The organism is Paraburkholderia phenazinium (genome assembly GCF_900100735.1).
GTDB lineage: Bacteria > Pseudomonadota > Gammaproteobacteria > Burkholderiales > Burkholderiaceae > Paraburkholderia > Paraburkholderia phenazinia.
This window is the reverse complement of sequence record NZ_FNCJ01000004.1, coordinates 20,612-41,971: the sequence shown is the minus strand read 5'-3', so window position 1 is coordinate 41,971 and position 21,360 is coordinate 20,612. Positions and strand designations below refer to the sequence as shown.

Here is a 21,360-nt window from a genome sequence, read left to right as displayed (position 1 = left end):
ACACCGGATGCTCGGCATCGAGTCAGCGGCTTAATTCGCCACGGTCAGTTCGTGTTGCTGCTGGATGAGCCGGTCGAGCACACGGCGCGATTGCACGCCGCCGGCATCGATATTGAGTTTGAGGATCGGCCGCTCCGGCCAGGTGAGCAGGTTGCGCTGCTGCGCTTCGAGCATGCCAAGATCCTCTGAGAAGATTCGCCCTTGGCCCTCGCGGATCGTGTCGGTCAACGTCTGGTCGTCCGCTGCGAAATTGCGCGCCATGCCCCAGAAATACCAGATCGATGTTTCGGTTTCCGGCGTGATGAAGTCCACCACGATACTTGCTGCCTTATGCTCGGGTTCGGCGTGATAGCCACCCTTGCCGGCATGCGCGACACCCACCTCGATCATCACGTGGCTGGGCGGCGTGAAGTGGCAGATTTGCCAGCGGTCGCACAGGACGTTGTCCGCCAGACCATTGCCGCGCAGTGCTGCGGCCCAGAACGGCGGCGGCATGATGTTTTCCATGAAGCGGCTTGTGGTAACCGTGTCGCCGTCGACTTTCGTCACCGGGGGTGCCTCCTCGATCTCCGGCTGGCCGATGCTGCTGGCGTGCACGTAGGTTTCGTGCGTGAGGTCCATCAGGTTGTCGATCATCAGGCGGTAGTCGCACTGAATGTGATACAGGCCGCCACCGTAGGCCCAGGCGGGATTGTCCGCCCATTCGAGGTGGTGAATTGCGGCAGGATCTGCCTTTTCCTTTTCGCCCGCCCATACCCAGATAAAGCCATAACGCTCGACCACCGGAAAGCTGCGGATTGCCGGGATGCCCCCGACGCGCTGACATGGCATGCTGACACATTTGCCGTTCGCGCCCATCGTCAGACCGTGGTAGCCGCAGACCAGATGGCCGTCGCGCACAGTGCCGAGCGAGAGCGGTGCGCCGCGATGCGGGCAGAAGTCTTCCAGTGCCGCAACGGTGCCGTCGCCGGCGCGATAGAACACTATGCGTTCACCGCAGATCTGCCTGCCGAGCGGTTTGTCCGCGATCTCATCCGGGGTACAGGCAACGTACCAGGCATTCTTCAAAAACATCGATCTCCTCCATGGCGTGTCGGCACGCCTTTAGATAGGGGGTAGTGACGCACCGGCATACCGTCCGGCAGACGCCGCCACCCAGCAAGACTTAGCGGACGTTACGGCGGATCAGGTTGCCGCCGATCAGCTTCGTCATCGCCCGCTGGTTTTCCAGTACGCGTTTCAGGTTCTGATGCGCGATCTTCGAGTGCTCGCGCATCAGCGCTTCGGCACGCGTGCCTTCGCGATTTTCGATGGCTTCCAGCACCGCACGATGCTGTGCCTGCGCCACCACCAGCGTCTCTCTCGCGCGCGGGTCGAGCGACTGCACGACGGCAAATGCGTTGGCAGATGCAAAGGGCAACGTGGCGACTTTTTCGATCTGCCGCTCCACGACGCTGCTGTCGGCTGCGGCCGCGAGCAGCCGGTGGAAACGGGCATTGGCATCGACATAGCCGGAGAAACTTTCCTCCGTCAGCTCACCAACTAGCAAGTGATCGATTTCGTCGATGCAGTCGTGCAGGTTGCGAAACATCGAATGCGTGATGCCACGCTCAGCCGCGAGCCGTGCCGCCAGTCCTTCGAGCGTGCCACGCATTTCGATCGAGTCGCGAATCTCGGTTTCGCTGAACGATCGGACCGCGAAGCCGCCCGACGGAATCGGCTCGAGCAGACCCTCTTCCTGCAAGCGGATCAAGCCGGCGCGCACTGGCGTGCGCGACACGCCAAGCCTCTCGACGACCCACAACTCGGAAATCCGCTCACCCGCGCTCAACTCGCCGCCGAGGATCAGTTCGCGCAATCCGAGCAGGGCCCGCACCGTTTGGGAGGCCGGGGAGGCGGATTTGCCGTCGACTGCCAGATCTTCATTTTCGGACATGGTGCAGTTCTTTGAGGTTGCGCTAGTGGATCCATCACCGGAGGCCGGATGGCCGTTTCATGAATACAGATTGTATACAGACAAACTTATAGCTCAACATTTTCCGGCGAAATTGCGGGTTAACTCTAGTGAATTGAGTATTTCTACGTGGATGTTGTGTACAACATGGGGTTTTGTGGATTGACACGCACCAAGGATGTTTCTACGATCGCCATCTAGAAAGTTCGATAAACGAAGAAATGTTCTATATACGAACATACGGAGACCGGTACGTGAAGCCACACCTTACTCAGCACGACAGCAGGTACGAACGCAAGACACTTGTCCTGCTCGCCATCGGATTTGGACTGGTCGGACTCGACCGCTGGATCATCGCTCCGCTGTTTCCGCTCATGATGAAAGACCTCGGGCTGTCCTATCAGCAGTTGGGGTCTCTGATCGGCATTCTCAGCATTGCGTGGGGTGTTTGTTCCATTGCGATGGGGCGCCTTTCCGACAAGATCGGGCGTCGCAAGATCATGATTGCAGCGATGATCATGTTTTCGTTGCTGTCGAGCTTTTCCGGCTTTGCGAGCGGCTTCCTGAACCTCCTGCTGATTCGCGCGGCGATGGGTGTGGCCGAAGGCGCTTTTACGCCGACCAGCGTCGCGGCGGTCGGTGAGGCTTCGCATCCTTCGCGCCGCGGTTTCAATCAGGGCTTGCAATTGAGTATGTTTGCGCTGATGGGACTGGGTCTTGCGCCCATCATCGCCACGCAACTGCTGCGCGTGGTGCCGTCATGGCACTGGGTCTTTGCGGTGTCCGCCATTCCTGGGCTGATCGTGGCGGCTTTGATCACGCTGTTACTGCGCGACGATCCGCGCAATGAATTGGTGAGTCTGGTGGCCGTCGGAACACCGCGCCATCCGCGCTGGAGCGAGCTGTTCAAGAGCCGCAACGTCGTGCTCGCGATGCTTGCCACGCTGTGCGCGATGGCCGGCATCTTCGTGATCGGCGCAATGGTGCCCAACTATCTCGTCGACTATCTGCACCTCGACACCGAGCATATGGGCTTCGTCGTCTCGGCGATCGGCTTCGGCGGTTTCCTCGGAGAGTTTGGCCTTGCGGGCATTTCGGACTTCGCGGGTCGTCGCTTGACCACCGTGAGCGCCTTCGTCGGCGCAGCGATCTCCCTGTATGTATTCGCTCGAACCGGTGCCAGTCCGGTGGCATTGTTCATCGTACTGTTCATCCTTTCGTTTTTCGCCGTTGGCTTGCTAGGCCTGCTCACCGGCCCGATCGCCACCGAGGCGGCGCCGATAGGTCTGGTGGCATCGGCCATTGGCATCACCTCCGGTACAGGCGAAATCTTCGGCGGTGGCATTGCGCCGGCTGTAGCGGGTTTTATTGCTCAACACTACGGCATCCAGTTCACGTTGCAGTTCGCAATGATCGGACTGGTGTGCGGCGCATTCGTGTCTTTGGCGCTGATTGAGACCGCTCCCCGCCGGCGCCTAAAGGACGCGGTGGCCACGGTTGCCGAATAATTCCCACCCAGACGAACTGAGCTGAGATCGGGCTGCAGAGCTTGCGGTCAGAAAGACAATTACAAGATGTATGTAGGCATACTAAACAATTATATTTAACAATCAGGTTAAGGAGAAACGTCAATGAAGTACCTTGCATTGTGGTGCGCCGCTCTTTCTGCGTTCGCGGTCGCTCAGGCTCATGCGGAAGGCGCGCCAGCGGGCAATAGTGTGACCATCTACGGGTTGCTTGACGCCGGCGTGTCGTACGTGAGCAACGAGGGTGGCAGCAAGAATGTGAAATTCGACGATGGCATCTTCGTGCCGAACCTGCTTGGTTTTAAAGGCACTGAAGATCTGGGTGGTGGATTGCACGCGGTGTTCAACCTTGTCGATCAGTTCTCGCTTGGCACGGGTTCGATCATCTCGGGGCAGGGCCTGTTCGGTCGGAATGCCTATGTGGGTCTCGTGAGCGACCGCTATGGCAGCGTGACGCTCGGTAACCAGTACGACTTCATGACCGACTCGCTGTTCTTCGGACATGACGACGCGGCGATGGAAGTAGGCGGCCTGTACAACTTCCGCGCCGGCCCGTTCAGCAAGATTGCGATTCCCGGCAATCCCCCTTTCGCCCAGCAGTTCGACTGGGACCGCATGGCTGGCGCGACGGTCAATAGTTCGATCAAGTACCAGTCACCTTCGGTGGGCGGCTTCAAGTTCGGCGCACTGTATGGCTTCGGCGGCGTGCCGGGGTCGTTCGGCAGCGGCAACTCCGTGAGCTTTGGCGCGAACTATGACAACGGTCCGTTCGGAATGGCCGCAGCGTATACCGAGGTCAAATATCTGACTGCAGGCGCGCCCGAAGTGGGCATCCGCAACTGGGGTGTCGGCGCGCATTACCGTTTCGACAATATCACCACGACCGCGCTGGTGACGACGGTACGCAACACCTCGAATGGTGGCGCCATCGCCGAAGGCGAAGTGGGCGGCAACTGGCTGTTCGACCCACAATGGCAGATTGGCGCCGACTATATGTACATGAAGGGCGATGCGTTCCTCAACAACAACCACGCGCATCAAATTACAACCGTCCTGGATTACTTCCTGTCCAAGCGCACGACCGTCTATGTAGAGGGCGTTTACCAGCGGACCAACGACGGCGCGCAGGCGTTGATTAACGGGGTGCTCGATGCGGATGGTACGTCGAGTGGCCCGAGCCAGTTCATTGGGCGTGTGGGCGTAGAGACGCGGTTTTAATCCGGAAGACAAGATTCGAAGACACATGCGCCTTCATGCGATATTCCGCGAGGCTTCTCAGCGTTGCCGGGGGGGGCGGTGGGGGGTATAGGCCGAACAAAAAAAGCGCGCCCAAGAGGGCGCGCTAACCTTGCCAGCTTACTTCGGATTGAGCGATGCGGGAGACCAATCCAGCATCTTGATAGCGTCGGGGTTGAGCACCATCGACGCGATACTAACAACGATCGAGGAAGATAACTGTCAACGATGGTCAAGCAGGTTCGCGGGCAGCACCTCTCTTGGACGCCACGTGCGATGTCGGCCGCTGGCCAAAAAAAAACGCGCCGAGGGCGCGTTAATCGAGGAATAGCCGGGGAACTAAACCTTCAATGGCGTGGCGCCGAGATTCGCACCACGGAACCAATGCTACCAGTCGCGCCGACGCGAAATTTGAACAAATGTGAACAGTGCGGCTCGCACCGAAGTGGTGTTTAGCCTTCAAGAAAATATCGGTAGGTCTCACGCCAGAAGGCGTTGCCATCGCACGCGATGTATTGTCGCATCAATAATTCGCGATCCTGAATTTGACATGTCGGAACGAGTATCGAATCCATGGATACGTTCTGCATGGAGTTTGTCGTAGCTGTCGTGCTGTCTAACGTTTTCATGCCTGAACCTGCTTTGCTCATGATCTTCTGTTGCTGATCGACACATGGAACGGGCTCGAGCGCACCGTACCTAAAAAAAAGGCCTTTCCATTGGAAAGGCCCTGAATACATCCTGAGAGACAAAACATGTGGGCTTAATCCGTGACCAGCGGAGCGAGAAACTCGCTTAGAGGTATAGCGAGCACTCTTAAGACCCACGCCTTGATGGTACGGTCAAACGAGCAAGTGTGAAGTCAACTTTTGTCAACTTTCGCGCGCATCTGCCGGATTGCGCATCGCGCGCCTACTCGCGAAAAAAAGAAACGAAGTGAACTTATGTCAACATTTGCAAGATCGCGTCAGTTCGACAGAAACAGGGGAAGGGCTCCTTCACAGGCGCGAGAAAAGCGTTTATCTTGCGTTCCGCTGCCGGCGTAGCGAATGTCAAGAGGCTAAAGATGAAGAGTGTCGATCTTTCCCAGGAAATTAATGCAGCGTTTTCGGAGGCAAGCTTGCAGTGCCTCGCGGAGAAAATCGGCTTATCGGCGGAAATTCTCAAGAGGGTTGTTGCACACGCTGGCCCTGTATTGATTGCGTCCCTGATGGCTAGCGCAGCGACATCCGACCGCGTGATGGCGCTGTTCTCCACCATCATGTCGTCGGAATCGAACGCCCGGATCAAAGATCTGCTTGCGGGTGTTTGTGCCACCACGGCAAGTATCAAAGACTTCGAGTCAGTTGGGGAGTCGCTCCTCATGCGTTCCACCGGCCGGCGCATTGCAATTTCTAGCGACCAGGTATCGAACCAAACCGGCATACCCTCACAGGCGGCACATGTAATGACTGCGCTTGTAGGGGGCGTTTTGTTCGGAATGCTGAAGCATCATATTCTGCTTGAACAAGGGACGTCGGCCGGACTGCCCACGCTACTCGGTGGTCAGTTAGCAGTTGTCTCGCGATTTGTGACCGATCAAGTGGCCGAATCGATCGGATATGAAAGCGCTGCCGACTTTACCGGATCGATTGCCGGGAAACTTGCGTTGGGATCGGTGAATATTAAACAGCCGGTGCTTGCAGAAGAAGGTGTCTCTCAACCTTCGGTGCCTGCCCCCTCCCAGGATGCAGTTGCCGCGTCAACAACGAGAACACATTCTTGGCGCATAGGCGTTTGGCTGCTCTTCGCGGTACTGTCGGCCGTTCTGATCGGTGTTTTCGCATATAGCTATCTTCACCAGCAGGCAACAGATACTGGACCGAAGGCACCGTTGAATGGATCGCAAGGCCCGATCGTAACACCTGGGATCGCATCCGCGGTTCCAGGCGGCAGTGCGCAACCGGCCACAGCTTCGTCGGTTCCGTCGGTAGCTTCGGCGCCCACAATGACGGCACCAGCAAGTGCAACGTCTGCTTCCGCACCGATGTCGGCTTCATCCTCCCAGCCGCCCGCGCATCCGGTCGCGAGCACTCCCATCAAGAACGGCCAACTTGTTTTTAGTGTCAATCAGGCAGGCATGCCGGCCTTGACCGGTACCCTGAGCAGCGATGCGGAGCGGGGCGTGCTTACCGACGAGCTGACGCGAAAGTTCGGCGCGGGACACTTCGCCGCTGACCTGGTGGTCGATCCGGATGTGCGGCCAGCCGCTTGGTTATCCCATCTCGATGCACTTTTACCCTTGATGGCACTACCCCATGCGGAAGTCGAGATCGATGGCGCGCACATCGAGTTAGGCGGGGCGGCGGCGAATGCAGCCCTCGTCTGGCAGCAGCGCCTGCAGAATGTGTTTGGCCCGTCATGGGATATTGGTCAGTTCAACGCCGAAAGAGCTGTCGATCACGCCACACAGTCGTTCCTGAGCGCGATGGCTCGTATGCTTGATTCGGGTGCATCGTGCATTGGCGCGGATGTCACCAAGGTCCTGAACCTGCAGGTTGTAGACTTCGCGCAGTCCAGCGGTCATATTCCCTCATCCGCCAAGGAGAACCTTGCCGAGTCGGCGCAATTGCTCAAGGCGTGTTCCGACGGTGGGCATCCGGTGACGCTGGATATCGAGGTGTTCTCCGACAACGCGGGTGATCAGCAGGCCAACCTGGCGCTCTCGCAAAAGCGCGCCGATTCGGTTCGCGAGTTTCTGATCGAGGCGGGTGTGAAGCCGAATCTACTGACGGCGAAAGGTTTCGGTGCGGCCAGGCCGGTTGCCAGCAACGCGACGGAGAGTGGGCGCTTTGCAAATCGCCGGGTCGAATTCGTTCTGGCGCAACCATAGGGAGGTGGTTGCTAGATTTTCCTGTCTGGATGTGACAATTGTTGGCAAATCCAGCGCGGGGGCGGGATACATTCGGCTTCAAGTGCTCCAGCCTGAACGGCATGGCGCGCTGAATGAGACAGGAGCCAGCAATGACAGTATCGAATCACGTTCAAGTGACCCTTTCCTTTCACCCGTCAGACTATACGGAATTTCAGGTGGCCGCGCGTGCCGCCGGCCTTGACGAACAGTCGTTCGGCGTTCTGGCAATCCATCGGGAGGCTCAGCGCGCTTTGGACGGAAAGTCGGCCGGGTGGGGCGCCGCCACGCAGCCTTTCGAAGTTCTCTAATCGATTCGGATTGCTTGGAATTGGTCGGGTTCGCTCGGTGCGTCTATCAACCGGGTGGTCCGCCGCCTAATTGTGGCTGGAGACTGTGATGAGCGGATGGTATGCAGAGGACCTGCTCTATTTGCGACTTGGCACCGAGACACCAAACTGGTCGCTTGCCGCTGACAGCGACACGCTATTTCTGGCAGCAGGTCGCAATGAGCAGGCTGTGGCGGTCAGGCTGAAGGCGGAGCAACTTGCACAGATACATGCGGCTACAAGCGATTCCGTAAGAACCACGGCGAGATTGACGATCTTGGGAGCCTCTCTGCAGTTGTATCTAGTGGGCCGGAAGATCAACGACTACGTGTGGAAAGGGGCAGCGTCCAGCGATCCAGATTTTCTCCGTGCGGAGTCAGGATCGCTGGATCAGGCCAGTTCGTCGATCATCGTCGATCTCGCCGAAAGGCGTGGCAAACAACGACAGGTGTCGCTCTGATGAATGCGTAGAGCTTGTTCCGCCTGGCTCTAGACCTGCACGGGGACCTGAAGCGGTTCGAAATCACGTGTCAAGCACGCTTTCGTAAACGAATCGATATAGTCCATCATCGAGTCGGCCGCGAGTCCGGCTGCTCGCTCATCACCGGCGGCGACCGCATTGGTGACTTCGCTGTGTAACCGGCTCGCCGTTTTCAAGTCATTGAGTTGCTGGTAGTACATGAAGTAAAAGCGGCGAGAGAGGGCGTGCAACGGTGCGATGGCCTCGGCGGCGAACGTGTTGCGCGCGAGTTTTCCCATCAGTTGATTGGCAACATACAAACTGCGCAGATACGCCAGAACGTCCCCGGATTCACCTGCGACTTCCAGCATGGCCGCGGCAGCACGCATCTGTTCCCGTTCGTTTGGCAGGGCGCGCCGTGCCGCACGCTGGGCGATCAGCCGCTCCAGTTCACGACGCGTTTCAAGCACAAGTAACTGCTCGTGAATATTGGGCTTGGTGATCATGATGCCGTGGCGCGGCACGATCTCGACGAGATGCGCCGCCTCGAGCCTTTGCGCGGCCTCACGGACCGGAGTTTTGCCAATTGAGAGCCGCTCGGCCAGCGATGCCTCGGACCACACGCTACCCGGCGGCAGGGCCAACGTAACGATCAATTCTTCCAGTATTTGATGGGCCTGCTCTGCGAGCGTGCCCGTTTCTACGACATGACCTTCGTTCGGCATGGTGATAGGTCCAAGGATACATTACTAACATGTTAGCCCCGGGGGGGCAGTCTGTCCACCCGTCACCCCCCCGACGCCGCCTTCCCTTTACGCCGCGGTTTTGCGGCGCTCGCGTTGTTCTTACTTCGACGTTCCCTTCTGGGTCCTTCCGACTCAAACCCTTGTGGCGCCGGGGCCCGTCCGCTGCATGCTGCCGCGGAACGCGCTTTCTCAAGCCGTCTGACGTGGCTCGCGACGCAGCGTAAACACTAGTTGACGGGCTCCCATGGTTTAAATATTGTTTAAACATGTTACTGACATATTAGAAAAACATCATACATGAACCGGGACGCTTGAGAACTCAAGGAGACGGCTGTGCGCATGAAAATCAGTTACCGATGGATCGTCGCGATCGCGTTGTTTGTCGCTTACAGCATCCAGTTCCTGGACCGGGTGAAAACCAACCTGCTGAATCCGTTTATCGCCGCGGACCTTGGGTTGAGCATGGGCGATATCGGAACCGGCACGTTCCTCATGCTGATCTTTTACGGTCCGTCCCAATACATCTCTGGGGTGCTGACCGACAAATACGGCGCGAAGAAAGTGCTGATTTTTTCGGTGATCTCGTGGTCGATCATGACCTGGTGGATGGGCTTTCTGCATAGCCGATACGAATACTTCTTCCGGATGGCCCTGTTTGGCATGCTGATCGGCACCGAATACGTTCCGTCGGCCCGGATCCTGATGCGCTGGTTCAACAAGGAAGGGCGGGCGCAGGCACAAGCGCTGCTGTCATGGGCGTGGATTTTGACGCCGGCCTGGGCCAGCATTCTCGCGACGCAACTGGCGGCGCATACCGGCAGCTGGCGTGAGGTGTTTTTCATCACCGGCGCGCTCGGCATCTTTCCGTTGCTGCTGATCGTGCTGTTGGTGTTCGACCGGCCCGAGCAATATCGCGGTATTACCCGCGAAGAGCTTCACTACAGCTACAAGGAGGAGATCGAGGCTGGCATTCTGAAAGGCGACAAGTTCGAGAACGTGCAGAGCCAGATTCTGCAGGTCAAGAACTTCTCGTTCCTCGATCTGTTCAAGAGCCGGGCCTATATCGCGGTGGTGCTGGTCGACGTGGTTATGCAAGTCACGTACTGGGGCGCGTCGATCTGGATTCCGCTGTATCTGGCCGACAAATTCGGTTTCAAGCTGCAGGCCATGGGCTACTGGAGCGCGCTCTATTTTGTCGCCGGCGCGATCGGCAGCTTCGTATCGTCCTACCTCTCCGACAAGGTGTTCCGCGGCAACCGCCGGATCATGATCGCAACGTGTTTCGCGGGTCTGATTCCCTTCGTGCTAGCCATTGCCACGATGCAAACCGGGAACAACGCATTGCTCGCCGTCGTGCTGTGCGGCATGGGCTTTTTCGCCAACATGGCCTGGGGACCCTTCCTGACGGTGCCTGCCGAAATCTTCACGCCTGAGGTCTATGGCAAGGCCATGGGCTTCGTGAATGGCGTGGGCTATGTCGTAGCCGCGTTCAGCGCCAAGATCTTTGCGAGCCTCATCGTGACGACCAGTAGCGGCAAGGACTACACGCAAGGCTGGATTTTTCTGGCTGGTTGCATCGTGCTCGGCATCGTCGCGTCCTGGTTCATTCATACCGAGCCGCGGAGCGACACGGACAACGAAGCGGGTTCGGCGACCGAGCCGGCCGCGATTCAGTAATTCATGTGGGAGATAGCAATGCTAGTCATCAAGCGAGAAGAAAAAGTCGTTGTCCTGACCATAGACCGGCCGCAGCGCAGAAATGCGCTGGGCACCGAGCTGGTGCAGTCGTTGCGCACCGCTCTGAATGAATTCGACGCCGATCCGGATGTACACGCCATTGTGCTGACCGGAAGTGCACCGGGATTCTGCGCGGGAAGCGATCTGAAAGAGCTGGGCAAGATGAACCTGACGCAAATGCGCGAGCACGAGGCGGTCACTGCAGCGGTGGCCAGGGCTATTGCCATGCTGAGCAAGCCTGTCGTGTGCGCCGTGTCGGGGTTCTGCCTCGGTGGTGGGTTTGCTCTCGCCGCTGCGTGCGATGTGGTTGTCACTGACAAGGCCTGCCGCTGGCATATGCCGGAAGTCCAGATTGGCTGGATTCCGCCCTGGGGTCTGCAGTTCCTGCTTGGCCGTTGCGCCCCGGCGATGGCGCGGCGCCTCGCCTGGGGAATCGAGGAGATCGACGGCGCTGAGGCGCACCGCGTAGGTCTTGCGGACTACTTGACGAACGACGACGACGCGCTTCCTTTGGCTATGGCCGTTGCTTATACGCTCGCGGAAATGCCGGCTCCTGCGGTTGCGGCGACCAAGCGCTACTTCCGCGACAGCTTCGCCGTGCAAGGCGAAATCCGTGATGCGGAAGCCAATCTTCTGTTTGCCGAAAACTGTGGCCATCCTGTCGCCAAGGCAACACTTGCAAAATTTGGGGTGAAAGCATGAGCAAGGTCTGTTCTGCCCGTGAGGCAGTCTCTCTGATTCGCGACGGCAGCAACGTCGCTAGCGTCGGTGTGATTGGCTGGATCACGCCGGACAACATCCTCAAGGCGCTGCGCGAACGCTACGATGCTGACGGTTCGCCGGGCAACCTGTCGTTCTACTTCCCCTGCGGTACTGGGGACTCGATGGGAATCCGGGGCATGGATTGGGTCGCGGTTCCTGGGCTCATGAAGCGCATTATTTCCGGCTCCTACGTTAACCCGCTCGATCCCAAGACGGGCCGCCGTCCGGAATTGATGCGCCTGATCCGCGAGAATCAGATCGAAGCGTATAGCTGGCCCATCGGCGCGAGCATGCACTGGTTGCGTGAGGTGGCGCGCAACGGCCCCGGCTACATGACGAAGATCGGCCTGGGCACGTATGTCGATCCGCGCCAGCAGGGCGGCAAGCTCACGGAGCGCAGCGTCGAGGACCTGATTCGACTGGTTGAGTTCGATGGCGAGGAGTATCTGTACTACCCGACCCGCAAGCTCGACGTGGGGATTATCCGGGCCACCAGCGCCGACGAGTTCGGCAACCTGTCGTTCGAGGGCGAGGCGTTGATGTCGTCGTCGCTCGCCATTGCTCTTGCGGTCAAGGCGTGCGGCGGCAAGGTCATCGCGCAGGTCGGCAGTGTGACCGGGCGGCGCACCCGGGCAGTCCAGGCAGTCAAGATCCCTGGCGTGCTGGTCGACCACGTGGTTGTCGATCCGCAGCAGATGATGGTGACCGATACCGAGTTCGATACCGCGTACCTCGGTGGCCAATCGCTGGATTTTAGCCGCCTGGTACCGCTGCCGATGGGGCCCGACAAGGTGGTCGCGCGCCGGGCAGCACGCGAGGTGCGGCGCGAAACCGTGAGCATTTTTGGCTTTGGTGCGTCCTCCGATGCGCCCCTGACCATGTGGGAAGACGGCCTGTTCGAAGGCGACGCTATCAACGACTACTGGATGACGACCGAACACGGCACGTTCGGAGGTCTGGTGATGAGCGGCTGGCAATTCTCGGCCAATCTGCATCCGGAGGCCTTGCTCGACGGACTGGCGCAGTTCGATTTCATCAACGGTGGCAATTGCAAATTCGCTGCGCTCGCCTTCGCGCAATTCGATTCACAGGGCAATGTGAATGTTAGCCGGTTCGGGACCTTCAATCCGGGGGCAGGGGGCTTCATCGACATCGCCTACAACGCGCGCGACCTGATTTTCACGGGCACCTTTACAACGGGCGGACTGGTCACCGATATCTCGTCAAACGGGCTGCGCATCGCAAACGAAGGACGCGTGCAGAAGTTCGTGAATCAGGCCGAGCAGATCACCTACCCGGTCATGAAGAATGTCAGGGAGCGCGGGCAGACCGCGAAGATCATCACCGAGCGGGCGGTGTTCCAGGTTGAACCGGATGGCCTTGTCCTGACAGAAATTGCCAATGGCGTCGATGTCCGCAAAGACGTGCTCGAACAGATGGAGTTTCGTCCGAAGCGCATCGCGGAGCAGCTCAAGCCGATGGAGGCGGCGCTGTTCAAGGTTTGACGAACCGGCCACATAGTGGCTGCGGACGCCGCCGGGCTTTTGCCCAGGCGTTGCCTGGTGGCGTAATCGAGGCACCCCCTTGCGAGAGAGATTCATGACCATGACCCATGCAGCACCTGGCGTCGACAGACGGCCGGTGCAGGAGTTGCACACCGACGTACTGGTGGCAGGCGGCGGTGCCTCCGGATTGGCCGCCGCCGTGACAGCGGCGCGGCAAGGCTGCAGCGTCGTGCTGGTGGAGCGTTACGGCTTTTGTGGCGGCGGCGCGGTTGCCGGGCTGTCCGGCACGATCTGCGGGCTGTATGAGGCGAGCGAAGGCAATGCGCCACCGCGCCAGCTCGTCCATGGCTTTGTCGACGAGTTCATCACGCAGATGGAGGGTCGCGATGGCCTGGGCGCGCCGCTCAAGTACGGCAAGACCTATACACGTGTGCATGAACCGCTTGCCTGGCGCGAAACTGCGGATGCGATGCTCAAGCAGGCCGGCGTGACCACGCTCTATCACGCGATGGTCACTGAAGTGCTGCTGGACGGCGACCGGGTGGCGGGGGCGCAGCTCTACACGAAAGAAGGCAAGCTGCGGGTGCATGCCGGCATCACGATCGACGCCACTGGCGACGCCGACCTGGTCTCGATGGCCGGTTTGCCGACCTCCATGGGGCAAGACGGTCACGTCCAGAATCCCACCATGATCTTTCGCTTGATGGGCGTCGACGTCGAGCGCTTTATTGCGAAGTATGGAAGCGACACGATCATGCCCGCCGAGGTCTCGGCCCAGATCGTTACCGCGAAAGCGAGCGGCTATAACCTGCCACGCGCCAAGATATGGCTGTTTCCGACGACGCGGCCGGGTGAATTGCTCTGCAATTGCACTCGCGTGACGGGCGCCGATGGCCGCGAACTCAATGCCGTGCTGTACCGCGATTTCTCGGAGGCGGAATTCGAAGGGCGCATTCAGGCGCGCGAATATGCGCGCTTCTTCCGCGAACATCTGACCGGTTGCGAGGGCAGCTGGATCAACGACACGGCGGTGCAGGTAGGCGTGCGGCAGACTCGCCAGGCGAACGGCGTCAAGACCTTGCGCAACGCCGATATCCTGTCCGGCACGAAGTTCGCCGACGGCATCGCCCGATCGCCTTGGCCGATCGAGCTGCATAGCGGCGACCGGCCGCGCGTCGAATGGCTCCTCAACGACTATTACGAAGTGCCGCTCGGCTGCTTCGTGCCACGCCGGGGCGAATCGCTATTCGTGGCCGGCCGGTGTCTGTCTGCCGAGCACGAGGCGGTGGCGTCCGCGCGTGTAACGGCGCAGTGCTTTTCCTATGGTCATGCGATTGGCCACGCAGCGGCGCTTGCCGTCCAGGAGCGCATTGAGACGCGGCGCGTTACCGGAGAGGACGTCCGTATTCTGCTCAACCGCGATGGCGCGCGGTTGAACGGCTAGAGCCATGCTGCTACGCGAATGTTTGGCACGAAGCCGTGATAAGTGCAACCAGAGTGCGCTGACGGAACGTTCACGGCCTATAGTGGAAAGGAATTTCGGTTTATTGAAAGAGCGTTCCGTTATCTATGTTGTCGACAACAACAATCTGATGCACTGGTTGTATCAGGAAATGCTACGCGAGCTGGAGGTAACGCTTAAGATTTTCATCTCGGCGAGCCAGTTCCTCGACAGCTATTCGCCCGGTTCGTCCGAGTGCTTGATCTGCGATGTGCATGTGCCCGAGGCAGGAGGGCGCCAGATGCAGCGTGAGCTGCTGCAGGCTGGACCATGTTTGCCTGTCATTTGCGTATCGGCGCAACCGGAAGTGTCCCTGGTCGTCAATGCGATCAAGGCAGGGGCGTTTGATTTTCTGGAAAAGCCCGTGAACGGCGTGCGCCTGCAGCAAACCGTGCGCAATGCGCTCGAACATAGCGCGAATCTGCACGACGCACGTCTTCAGAGCGAGGCGCAGCAAGCGCGGCTAGCGTTGTTGACGCCAAGGGAGCGGGAGATCGTTGAGGGGGTTGTCGCGGGTCTTTCTAGCCGCGAGATATCGAGTGAGCTGGGTATCAGCGTTCGCACCGTGGAGAATCACCGCGCCCGTATTGTAGAGAAACTGCACGTCAACTCAACCGTCGAATTGGTGCATCTGATCTGCAACCGCAAGCGCTAAGGAAATAGTGTAGAAATACCTACGCAGTTAGAAAATACGGAATACGAAACAATTATTGAATGGGAGACGGATCCCGAGACTCAAGTTCTCGCACCGGGTGTCGTTATCATGGGTGACGGGACAGCTTGATGCTCCGTCTGATTTCTTCGTTGTCACGTATTCAAGCCAACACCGATCCTCCGTCCGGTGTTGGCTTCTTTTTTGGGGCGACTGTCTGCGGGTTTTACTCTGGCCTTGCGGCTCAAGCCGGCTTGACGAGTGGGTCAACCTGCGCGCAAGGGCTGGATTGAAGTTTGGCCGCAACAACGATAGGTACTGCAAGATAGCGCGAAAGAGGAATATGAAAGATGAACATCCTGTTGGTGGACGATGACGCTGCGCAAGCCGCGGCGGCAGAAAGCGTATTGCAGTTATCGGGGCATAACATAAGTACAGTAAATTGCGGCGAGAATGCGGTACGGTTTTTGAAGACCAATACCGTCGATCTTATGATCCTTGACTGGCAATTGCCTGGAAGGGCGGGGCTGGAGATTTTGCATTGGACACGCCGCAATCTCGGAGACGAGCCGGCGGTCCTGCTTATCACTAACGAGGCTCTAGAGGTGGAGCTGGACCGGGTTCTTGAGGAGGGGGCAGACGACTACGTGATCAAACCCTTTCGCACGGCCGAGCTGGTTGCAAGGATCAGCGCACTGGTGCGCCGTACCAAACGCAATGGGAAGATCGTACCCAGAATCAGCATCGGACCGTATGTTCTCGATGGGGCGTGCCGCGGAATTTCCCTTCACGGCCAGACGATTGAATTGACAACCAAAGAGTTCGACTTGGTTACGTATTTCTTCAACCATATAGGGCAGGTGGTCTCGAGAGACGTTTTGGCGAAGCTTGCCTGGGGTCGCGAACTGGACAGCGCCTCCCGCACAATCGACACACATATTTATCGGCTTCGGAGAAAGCTATGCCTGCTTCCAGAGAACGGGGTATGCCTGAATACCGTCCATATGCGTGGATACAAGCTGGATGAGGTGGGTCCTGTTACGGATGAAGCTTGACCATCGGCGCGTCAGGTACAGAAAGCCATGCTAGAGAGTTCACTAAATTTGACAGCCTGGCTTGCCGCAGGCGGATAGAGTGAGGATGCGCGAATCGTCCGCGTCAGGTCCAGCGGCGTGAGACGGAGATCATAAGATGGGAGCAGATACTCATGATAAATCCACCTAGCAAGGCAATATCAGAACTGCACGAGAAGCTGGCATCGATGGAGGCCCGATCGTCTGCAAGGTCAGCAATCGTGACGGGCGTGCAGGGCGTGCGGATCATGCGACTGGTTGCCTTGATGTCGGGCAATGTCTTCCGATATGTGTTGGTGAATACGAAGCGAACAAAGCGTTGGTGTTAAGGAACAGGGGGGGCGCCTGTTCCCCGAATGCTCGAATCAGCGTCATACGCTTCTGTGCCTCACCGGCGACAAAGAAAACGACCGGGCAACTTCCTCGACACACGACAGGAACAGTTGAGCCGCGGAACTAAGCGGACGGCCGCGACGCACGGCCATCGATACGTCGATTCCCGGGAATTCCTCCCGCACGCGCAGCACTGAGGTCTTGCGCCGCTTCATTTCCAGCTGAAACGTCGATACCGATGCAGGCGTTACTTGTTGTCCAACAAGATCTCCACACGCCTGTTCTTCGCACGCCCACTTGGGTTTTCATTCGATGCAACAGGATCCGCCTCGCCATACCCCGCGACGACGAACTGCCGCGCCTTCAGGCCGTGATCCTTCAGATACTTCGCGACGCTCTGCGCACGCCGCGTCGACAGTTTCTGATTGTAGGAAGTGGATGCTGTCGAGTCGGTGTAGCCTTTCACTGCGACGGTATTGAACGTCGTGCCGGCGGCGGCGCCTATAAGCGTATCGAAGCCGTGACGAGCATTAGCAGTCAACGTCGCCTTATCGACATCGAAGCTGGCATCGCTGCTCAATGAGAGCTTTTGCTGTGTCGGCGCCGGAGGGGAGACCCGTATGGGTGCCGGATGGGGGGCTGGCGCAGCAGGCGCCATGATCGGCGCTGTTTGCGCAACAGGTGGTGCTACGCACTGGAACATCAGTGTACGCACGTCGCGGTGACCGCCAGCACTCGCGAGCGGCGAGATCTCCTGAATGGCATGCACGACCTGATTTCCACAGATTTCGCGTGCCTTCGAATAACAGGTGTTCTGACTCTCGAAGATTCCGGGGCAATTTACCTGAAACGCTCTCTCGTTGTTTGGGAGGCCGATGGAGTACGCACTATATGTGGGTCCTGATGCGCTGGAACATCCCGCGAGCGCGCCGATAACCAGCAGCATCGATCCGACTTTCCGTGCCACTTCAAAATCGCTTGCCATATAAAATTTCCTCGTCATTTTTAGTTTGTCTACGGCAGCGGATGCCAGGATTGATGCTAGCCGTGAAACGGGCGCCGAATGTCACAGATTGTCGACAGGCGTGCTTCCATTGACGATTGCAAATTGGCGGACGAGTGACGTGCAATGGTCAACGTCAGATCGCGACCTTTGTTATCCACATTCCGCTTCAAAAAAGTTTGCACTGCTACATCCCTAAACCTACCAAGATTGCTCAATCAAGGGAAATCTGATCCGGCCCAGAGACGGACCGCATCGCGACGGGTTCACCACTACCATCGCAGGCATCGGGTCGCGAGCGAGGAACTTCGCTTGTCTGGCCCGTGAGAGGGCCGATGGTCGAAACATTTCAACCTGGTCGCGACAGAGCGATTGGCGCTCGGTGTGAACTTTGTTCACAGTCTGGCCGGCGATGCGCTGCTAGGATCGTTCGCGACGCCGTTGGCCGACGCCTGTGATGATTTTCCGGAGCATCGCGCCACAAGAAGAAGGCTCGATTGCCGCGCTTCGGCAAGCATGGCAACGGACTAATGTTCGCCATAGGAGGTAGAAGTGAAGAAACCGAAGCAACGGGTGATAACGCACCAGATTGTGCTCGCGCAGATGGCGCCCGGCACCCGCTACAGCGTCCATGAAATCGCCAAACTCGTCGGTACTAGCGCGCCAACCGTTCGACGGGCGCTAGCAGACGGCGTGATGAGAGGGAACCTAAGGAGGAGGATCGAGGGCAAGCGCGATCTCTACTGGTTACCGACGGCCGATGGCCTGGCGAGCGACGAGGGTAGGCAACGGACGATCCCGCTTGGAACGCTGCAAGGGTACGACGCGGCGCATCGCCGCTTTCGCGAACTATGCATGGTCAGTCGTGAGACGCGTGAGGGCGACCGGAATGGGAAAAGCGATGGCAGCCAGCATGACTGAACTGGCGAATCACAGCACTTGTCCAGCCTGCGGAAAAGCGCAGCGATCGGCGTCGCAGACATTCGAATGTCTGAAAAAAATGTAGGAAGGCTAACAGTAAAATAAACTGCAGAGACCAAAATGTCACAATTGATCACAGTTGGATCAGGAGCGCTGTTCTAGACTACCTCTACGCATTCGCCAAGCCGGGTGCCATCCAAATCTGCAGGACTCTCTTGAAAAAATATTTGGACCTGCGTGCCTCGTCTTCCGCGAATTCATTTTCCGCCAATGCCATAGGCTCTGATCCCGCCACGGAGGATGTGGAGGGTGTTATCGTTGGCGCGCCTCATGTCGTGACCCCGCTGTACCACAGCGGTGTGCCGCTTTCACGGGCAAGCGGACAGGATGTCCGGAAGATCACCACCGCAGAGGTGGAACATCTGGAGGCAGACGGAGCCCTTACCGTGTGCCGGATATTCCAGAGTTTCAGCTATGCGGCCCGCTTGTTTTTTCATCGGGCAGATCTGGTGTATTACGTGACGCTCCATCAAGACAGCGCCGTGTGGCGTGTCCTGGCAATGGGCGAACTGGAGAGCGCCGAGGCCGCGTTCCGCCACTTCGCGCAGCAGGCCACGCATCTGTCCGAAGAGGAAATGCGTCGCACCCAGCTCGAGGCACAAAACGATCAACTGGTCCGTCTGATTGAACAGGCGCAGGCGCAAGCCGAGCGGCTACGCACCGATCTGGATAGCCACGCCACCCAGGCGCAGCTGGTTGCCCAGCGGCAGCAGCACACGCGTCGCGAGATCGCCCAGCTCGAAGCGCAGCGTGTCGCGGCCCAGGCTCAGTTGAACCGGCTGCGGCGCCAGATCCAGCAGCTCGATCTGGCCGGCAACGAACGCTTTCCGCGTCAACCAACCCGTCAAGTCCGGACAGCCGTCTCCGACTAAAAGGGGTGTTCCCATCTCTCGCCTGCGCATCTGGATTGCCTGTGAAGGTTCGCGCGCGCCCGAACCCGGGGCGCGTTTTTTGCGTGGAGTCGCAAGTTCACAATTGTTTTCATCGAGGTTGGCGAGGTTGAATAAGATGGGGCGACGACGTCGATTGGGGGGCGGTGCGCAGCGAGAGTGAGCATGGGAGTATCTTCAGAGCGTGGCGATCGCCAATGGAGCGTGTCGCTGATACGGACCAAAATGATGGCGCCACGTCTTCCGCCGGGCTGCGTGCAACGCCCCGCGTTGCTCGAGCGGCTGTGTGCACGGCCGGCGCATGGCTTAACCGTCGTGACCGCTCCGGCGGGTTTCGGCAAGACAACCTTGCTCGCTGAATGGAGTGAAGCGCTGTCGGAGCAAAAGCATCCGGTGGCATGGCTCAGCCTCGATGGGGAGGACGATGATCCGCAGCAGTTCGGTGCGTATCTGGTGGCGGCGTTCTCCCGCACATCGGGGGACATTGCGCGACAAGCGCAACAACTCTTGGGTCACGATGAGCTGACTCCCATCAAGACCATTATTTCAGTACTCTTGAATGGCATCGCTGCATCCGGCCTGTGCGTCTTCCTCGTACTCGACGACGTCGATCGTCTGACTGCGAAACCCGTTCTTGCGGTCGTGTCCCGTCTGCTGCGCTACGCCCCAGAAAACCTGCACGTACTGCTCGGCGCACGCGGTGAACCGGCCTTGACGCTTGGTCAGCTAAGGACGCCAGAGAAGATAATGCGTCTTGGTGTCGACGACCTGCGTTTTTCGATTGACGAGGCGCAGGCGTATTTTGATCAGACCGGTGCAGTGCCGCTGGACCGAACCAGCGTCGCGCTGTTGAACGAGGCGACTGAAGGGTGGGTGGCCGGTTTGCAGCTGGCTTGCCTTGCACTGAGTCAGGCGGGCGATACGGCCAAGGTTGCCACTAACCTTGCCGGAAACAGTTCGGTGATCGATCGTTACCTGAACGACACGGTGCTGGCGCATTTGCCGCCGCCCATGCTGAAGTTCTTGATGCATACATCGATTCTTGAACGGCTCACCCCTGCCGTGTGCGATGCCATCATGGGAAGCGGAGGGGGAAGCGGGGCAAAGCTCGACTGGCTCGAACGGCATAACGTATTCATTCGGCCACTTGACGACCGACACGAATGGTATCGCTATCACGCGCTGTTCTCCGATGCGCTTCGGCGTCGCCTTGTCCGCCAGATGCCGCGCGAGCTCCCTGTGCTGCATCACCGTGCGAGCCAATGGTTTGCAGGAGCACATCTGTGGCGCGAGGCGGTCAGGCATGCACTGGCCGCGGGCGAACTTGAACAGGCTGCACAGTGGATTGAGAATTGTGCAATAGAGATGCTCGAGCGTGGTGAGCCGCACACGTTGCCAGGTGAAGGGCCACCGGCGCGTGCATTACTGCAACGGTTTCGCCAGATCGCAGAAGACGTCTCTACCGTCGAAACGGCCTATGTCGACAGATTGCTGGCAGCTTTCGACGATGCTTGTGGCTCACCGGCTGCGTCGCCCACGACTGTTGAATCCGCGCCGGTGTCGGCGGATATTCTAAGCGCGAGGGAGTTCGAGGTACTTAACCACGTTGCCTGTGGCCTTTCGAACAAGGAAATCGGCCGGTCGTTGAAACTGGCTCCTGAGACCGTCAAGTGGCATTTGAAAAACATCTTCGAAAAGCTCAACGTCAGTTCGCGAATCGAAGCAGTACAGAAAGTGCTTGGGCTCGGAGTCGGCGAGGATCGTGCGGCCATGTAGTGATGG

At 58.7% G+C, this 21,360-nt stretch carries 18 protein-coding genes; 14 read left to right on the top strand and 4 right to left on the bottom strand.

The features are described 5' to 3' along the window. Window positions 1-30 precede the first annotated feature (30 nt). Window positions 31-1,074 carry an aromatic ring-hydroxylating dioxygenase subunit alpha gene (locus tag BLQ92_RS10485; protein WP_090684119.1) on the bottom strand — a complete coding sequence of 348 codons (1,044 nt, stop codon included), beginning with the start codon at window positions 1,072-1,074 and terminating at the stop codon, window positions 31-33. A gap of 91 nt (window positions 1,075-1,165) precedes the next feature. Further along, window positions 1,166-1,936, bottom strand: a complete 771-nt coding sequence (locus tag BLQ92_RS10480) for a GntR family transcriptional regulator (protein ID WP_090684117.1) — start codon at window positions 1,934-1,936, stop codon at window positions 1,166-1,168. A gap of 239 nt (window positions 1,937-2,175) precedes the next feature. Between BLQ92_RS10480 and BLQ92_RS10475 the strand changes: the two genes are divergently transcribed. The 5 genes from BLQ92_RS10475 to BLQ92_RS10450 all read left to right on the top strand — a co-directional run bounded on the left by BLQ92_RS10475 (window position 2,176) and on the right by BLQ92_RS10450 (window position 8,395). Beyond that, window positions 2,176-3,462 carry an MFS transporter gene (locus tag BLQ92_RS10475; protein WP_090684115.1) on the top strand — a complete coding sequence of 429 codons (1,287 nt, stop codon included), beginning with the start codon at window positions 2,176-2,178 and terminating at the stop codon, window positions 3,460-3,462. Window positions 3,463-3,585: 123 nt separating this feature from the next. Next, a complete protein-coding gene (locus tag BLQ92_RS10470) occupies window positions 3,586-4,698 on the top strand; it encodes a porin (RefSeq protein ID WP_090684114.1) in 1,113 nt (370 codons plus the stop codon). 1,084 nt (window positions 4,699-5,782) lie between these two features. Beyond that, a complete protein-coding gene (locus BLQ92_RS10460; protein ID WP_090684111.1) occupies window positions 5,783-7,588 on the top strand; it encodes an OmpA family protein in 1,806 nt (601 codons plus the stop codon). A 131-nt stretch (window positions 7,589-7,719) separates the two neighbouring features. Continuing rightward, complete coding sequence (locus BLQ92_RS10455) at window positions 7,720-7,917, top strand: hypothetical protein (RefSeq protein ID WP_090684110.1); 198 nt, start codon at window positions 7,720-7,722, stop codon at window positions 7,915-7,917. A gap of 88 nt (window positions 7,918-8,005) precedes the next feature. Then, a complete protein-coding gene (locus BLQ92_RS10450) occupies window positions 8,006-8,395 on the top strand; it encodes a hypothetical protein (protein ID WP_090684108.1) in 390 nt (129 codons plus the stop codon). A gap of 29 nt (window positions 8,396-8,424) precedes the next feature. Here the strand turns inward: BLQ92_RS10450 and BLQ92_RS10445 are convergent, their stop codons facing one another. Further along, window positions 8,425-9,120, bottom strand: coding sequence for a GntR family transcriptional regulator (locus BLQ92_RS10445; RefSeq protein ID WP_090684106.1), 696 nt, complete (start codon window positions 9,118-9,120; stop codon window positions 8,425-8,427). A gap of 360 nt (window positions 9,121-9,480) precedes the next feature. On the opposite strand from BLQ92_RS10445, the gene BLQ92_RS10440 reads away from it, so the two are divergent. The 6 genes from BLQ92_RS10440 to BLQ92_RS10415 all read left to right on the top strand — a co-directional run bounded on the left by BLQ92_RS10440 (window position 9,481) and on the right by BLQ92_RS10415 (window position 16,353). Next, on the top strand, window positions 9,481-10,818 hold the full coding sequence (locus BLQ92_RS10440; RefSeq protein WP_090684104.1) for an MFS transporter: 1,338 nt from the start codon (window positions 9,481-9,483) through the stop codon (window positions 10,816-10,818). Between the two features lie 18 nt (window positions 10,819-10,836). Beyond that, window positions 10,837-11,580, top strand: coding sequence for an enoyl-CoA hydratase/isomerase family protein (locus BLQ92_RS10435; protein WP_175773090.1), 744 nt, complete (start codon window positions 10,837-10,839; stop codon window positions 11,578-11,580). Further along, window positions 11,577-13,145 carry a CoA-transferase gene (locus BLQ92_RS10430; protein ID WP_090684102.1) on the top strand — a complete coding sequence of 523 codons (1,569 nt, stop codon included), beginning with the start codon at window positions 11,577-11,579 and terminating at the stop codon, window positions 13,143-13,145. Before BLQ92_RS10435 ends, BLQ92_RS10430 begins: the two co-directional genes overlap by 4 nt. 94 nt (window positions 13,146-13,239) lie before the next feature. Next, window positions 13,240-14,589: an FAD-dependent oxidoreductase gene (locus tag BLQ92_RS10425; protein ID WP_244106539.1), complete on the top strand. Its 1,350-nt coding sequence runs from the start codon at window positions 13,240-13,242 to the stop codon at window positions 14,587-14,589. A 4-nt stretch (window positions 14,590-14,593) separates the two neighbouring features. Then, complete coding sequence (locus BLQ92_RS10420; RefSeq protein ID WP_090684101.1) at window positions 14,594-15,301, top strand: response regulator transcription factor; 708 nt, start codon at window positions 14,594-14,596, stop codon at window positions 15,299-15,301. Between the two features lie 347 nt (window positions 15,302-15,648). Next, the gene (locus tag BLQ92_RS10415) at window positions 15,649-16,353 is read left to right on the top strand and encodes a response regulator transcription factor (protein ID WP_090684099.1); all 705 of its coding nucleotides are present in this window, start codon (window positions 15,649-15,651) and stop codon (window positions 16,351-16,353) included. 598 nt (window positions 16,354-16,951) lie between these two features. Here BLQ92_RS10415 and BLQ92_RS10410 read toward each other — a convergent pair. Further along, complete coding sequence (locus BLQ92_RS10410) at window positions 16,952-17,689, bottom strand: OmpA family protein (RefSeq protein WP_244106537.1); 738 nt, start codon at window positions 17,687-17,689, stop codon at window positions 16,952-16,954. A gap of 570 nt (window positions 17,690-18,259) precedes the next feature. Between BLQ92_RS10410 and BLQ92_RS10405 the strand changes: the two genes are divergently transcribed. The 3 genes from BLQ92_RS10405 (at window position 18,260) to BLQ92_RS10395 (ending at window position 21,354) form a co-directional block, all read left to right on the top strand. Beyond that, window positions 18,260-18,628: a GntR family transcriptional regulator gene (locus BLQ92_RS10405; protein ID WP_090684097.1), complete on the top strand. Its 369-nt coding sequence runs from the start codon at window positions 18,260-18,262 to the stop codon at window positions 18,626-18,628. 227 nt (window positions 18,629-18,855) lie between these two features. Continuing rightward, entirely contained in the window at window positions 18,856-19,560 is a 705-nt protein-coding gene (locus BLQ92_RS10400; RefSeq protein WP_175773089.1) for a DUF2968 domain-containing protein, read from the top strand. A 183-nt stretch (window positions 19,561-19,743) separates the two neighbouring features. Beyond that, window positions 19,744-21,354 carry a helix-turn-helix transcriptional regulator gene (locus BLQ92_RS10395; RefSeq protein WP_090684093.1) on the top strand — a complete coding sequence of 537 codons (1,611 nt, stop codon included), beginning with the start codon at window positions 19,744-19,746 and terminating at the stop codon, window positions 21,352-21,354. Window positions 21,355-21,360: the final 6 nt, after the last annotated feature.

Excerpts from the sequence above, each read along its gene's own strand:
- BLQ92_RS10445 (WP_090684106.1), bottom strand. The coding sequence starts at position 9,120 with ATGCCGAACGAAGGTCATGTCGTAGAAACGGGCACGCTCGCAGAGCAG.
- BLQ92_RS10470 (WP_090684114.1), top strand. The coding sequence starts at position 3,586 with ATGAAGTACCTTGCATTGTGGTGCGCCGCTCTTTCTGCGTTCGCGGTC.
- BLQ92_RS10480 (WP_090684117.1), bottom strand. The coding sequence starts at position 1,936 with ATGTCCGAAAATGAAGATCTGGCAGTCGACGGCAAATCCGCCTCCCCG.
- BLQ92_RS10425 (WP_244106539.1), top strand. The coding sequence starts at position 13,240 with ATGACCATGACCCATGCAGCACCTGGCGTCGACAGACGGCCGGTGCAG.
- BLQ92_RS10460 (WP_090684111.1), top strand. The coding sequence starts at position 5,783 with ATGAAGAGTGTCGATCTTTCCCAGGAAATTAATGCAGCGTTTTCGGAG.
- BLQ92_RS10485 (WP_090684119.1), bottom strand. The coding sequence starts at position 1,074 with ATGTTTTTGAAGAATGCCTGGTACGTTGCCTGTACCCCGGATGAGATC.
- BLQ92_RS10435 (WP_175773090.1), top strand. The coding sequence starts at position 10,837 with ATGCTAGTCATCAAGCGAGAAGAAAAAGTCGTTGTCCTGACCATAGAC.
- BLQ92_RS10430 (WP_090684102.1), top strand. The coding sequence starts at position 11,577 with ATGAGCAAGGTCTGTTCTGCCCGTGAGGCAGTCTCTCTGATTCGCGAC.
- BLQ92_RS10450 (WP_090684108.1), top strand. The coding sequence starts at position 8,006 with ATGAGCGGATGGTATGCAGAGGACCTGCTCTATTTGCGACTTGGCACC.
- BLQ92_RS10475 (WP_090684115.1), top strand. The coding sequence starts at position 2,176 with ATGTTCTATATACGAACATACGGAGACCGGTACGTGAAGCCACACCTT.
- BLQ92_RS10420 (WP_090684101.1), top strand. The coding sequence starts at position 14,594 with ATGCTGCTACGCGAATGTTTGGCACGAAGCCGTGATAAGTGCAACCAG.
- BLQ92_RS10395 (WP_090684093.1), top strand. The coding sequence starts at position 19,744 with ATGGGAGTATCTTCAGAGCGTGGCGATCGCCAATGGAGCGTGTCGCTG.
- BLQ92_RS10440 (WP_090684104.1), top strand. The coding sequence starts at position 9,481 with ATGAAAATCAGTTACCGATGGATCGTCGCGATCGCGTTGTTTGTCGCT.
- BLQ92_RS10415 (WP_090684099.1), top strand. The coding sequence starts at position 15,649 with ATGAACATCCTGTTGGTGGACGATGACGCTGCGCAAGCCGCGGCGGCA.
- BLQ92_RS10410 (WP_244106537.1), bottom strand. The coding sequence starts at position 17,689 with ATGGCAAGCGATTTTGAAGTGGCACGGAAAGTCGGATCGATGCTGCTG.
- BLQ92_RS10455 (WP_090684110.1), top strand. The coding sequence starts at position 7,720 with ATGACAGTATCGAATCACGTTCAAGTGACCCTTTCCTTTCACCCGTCA.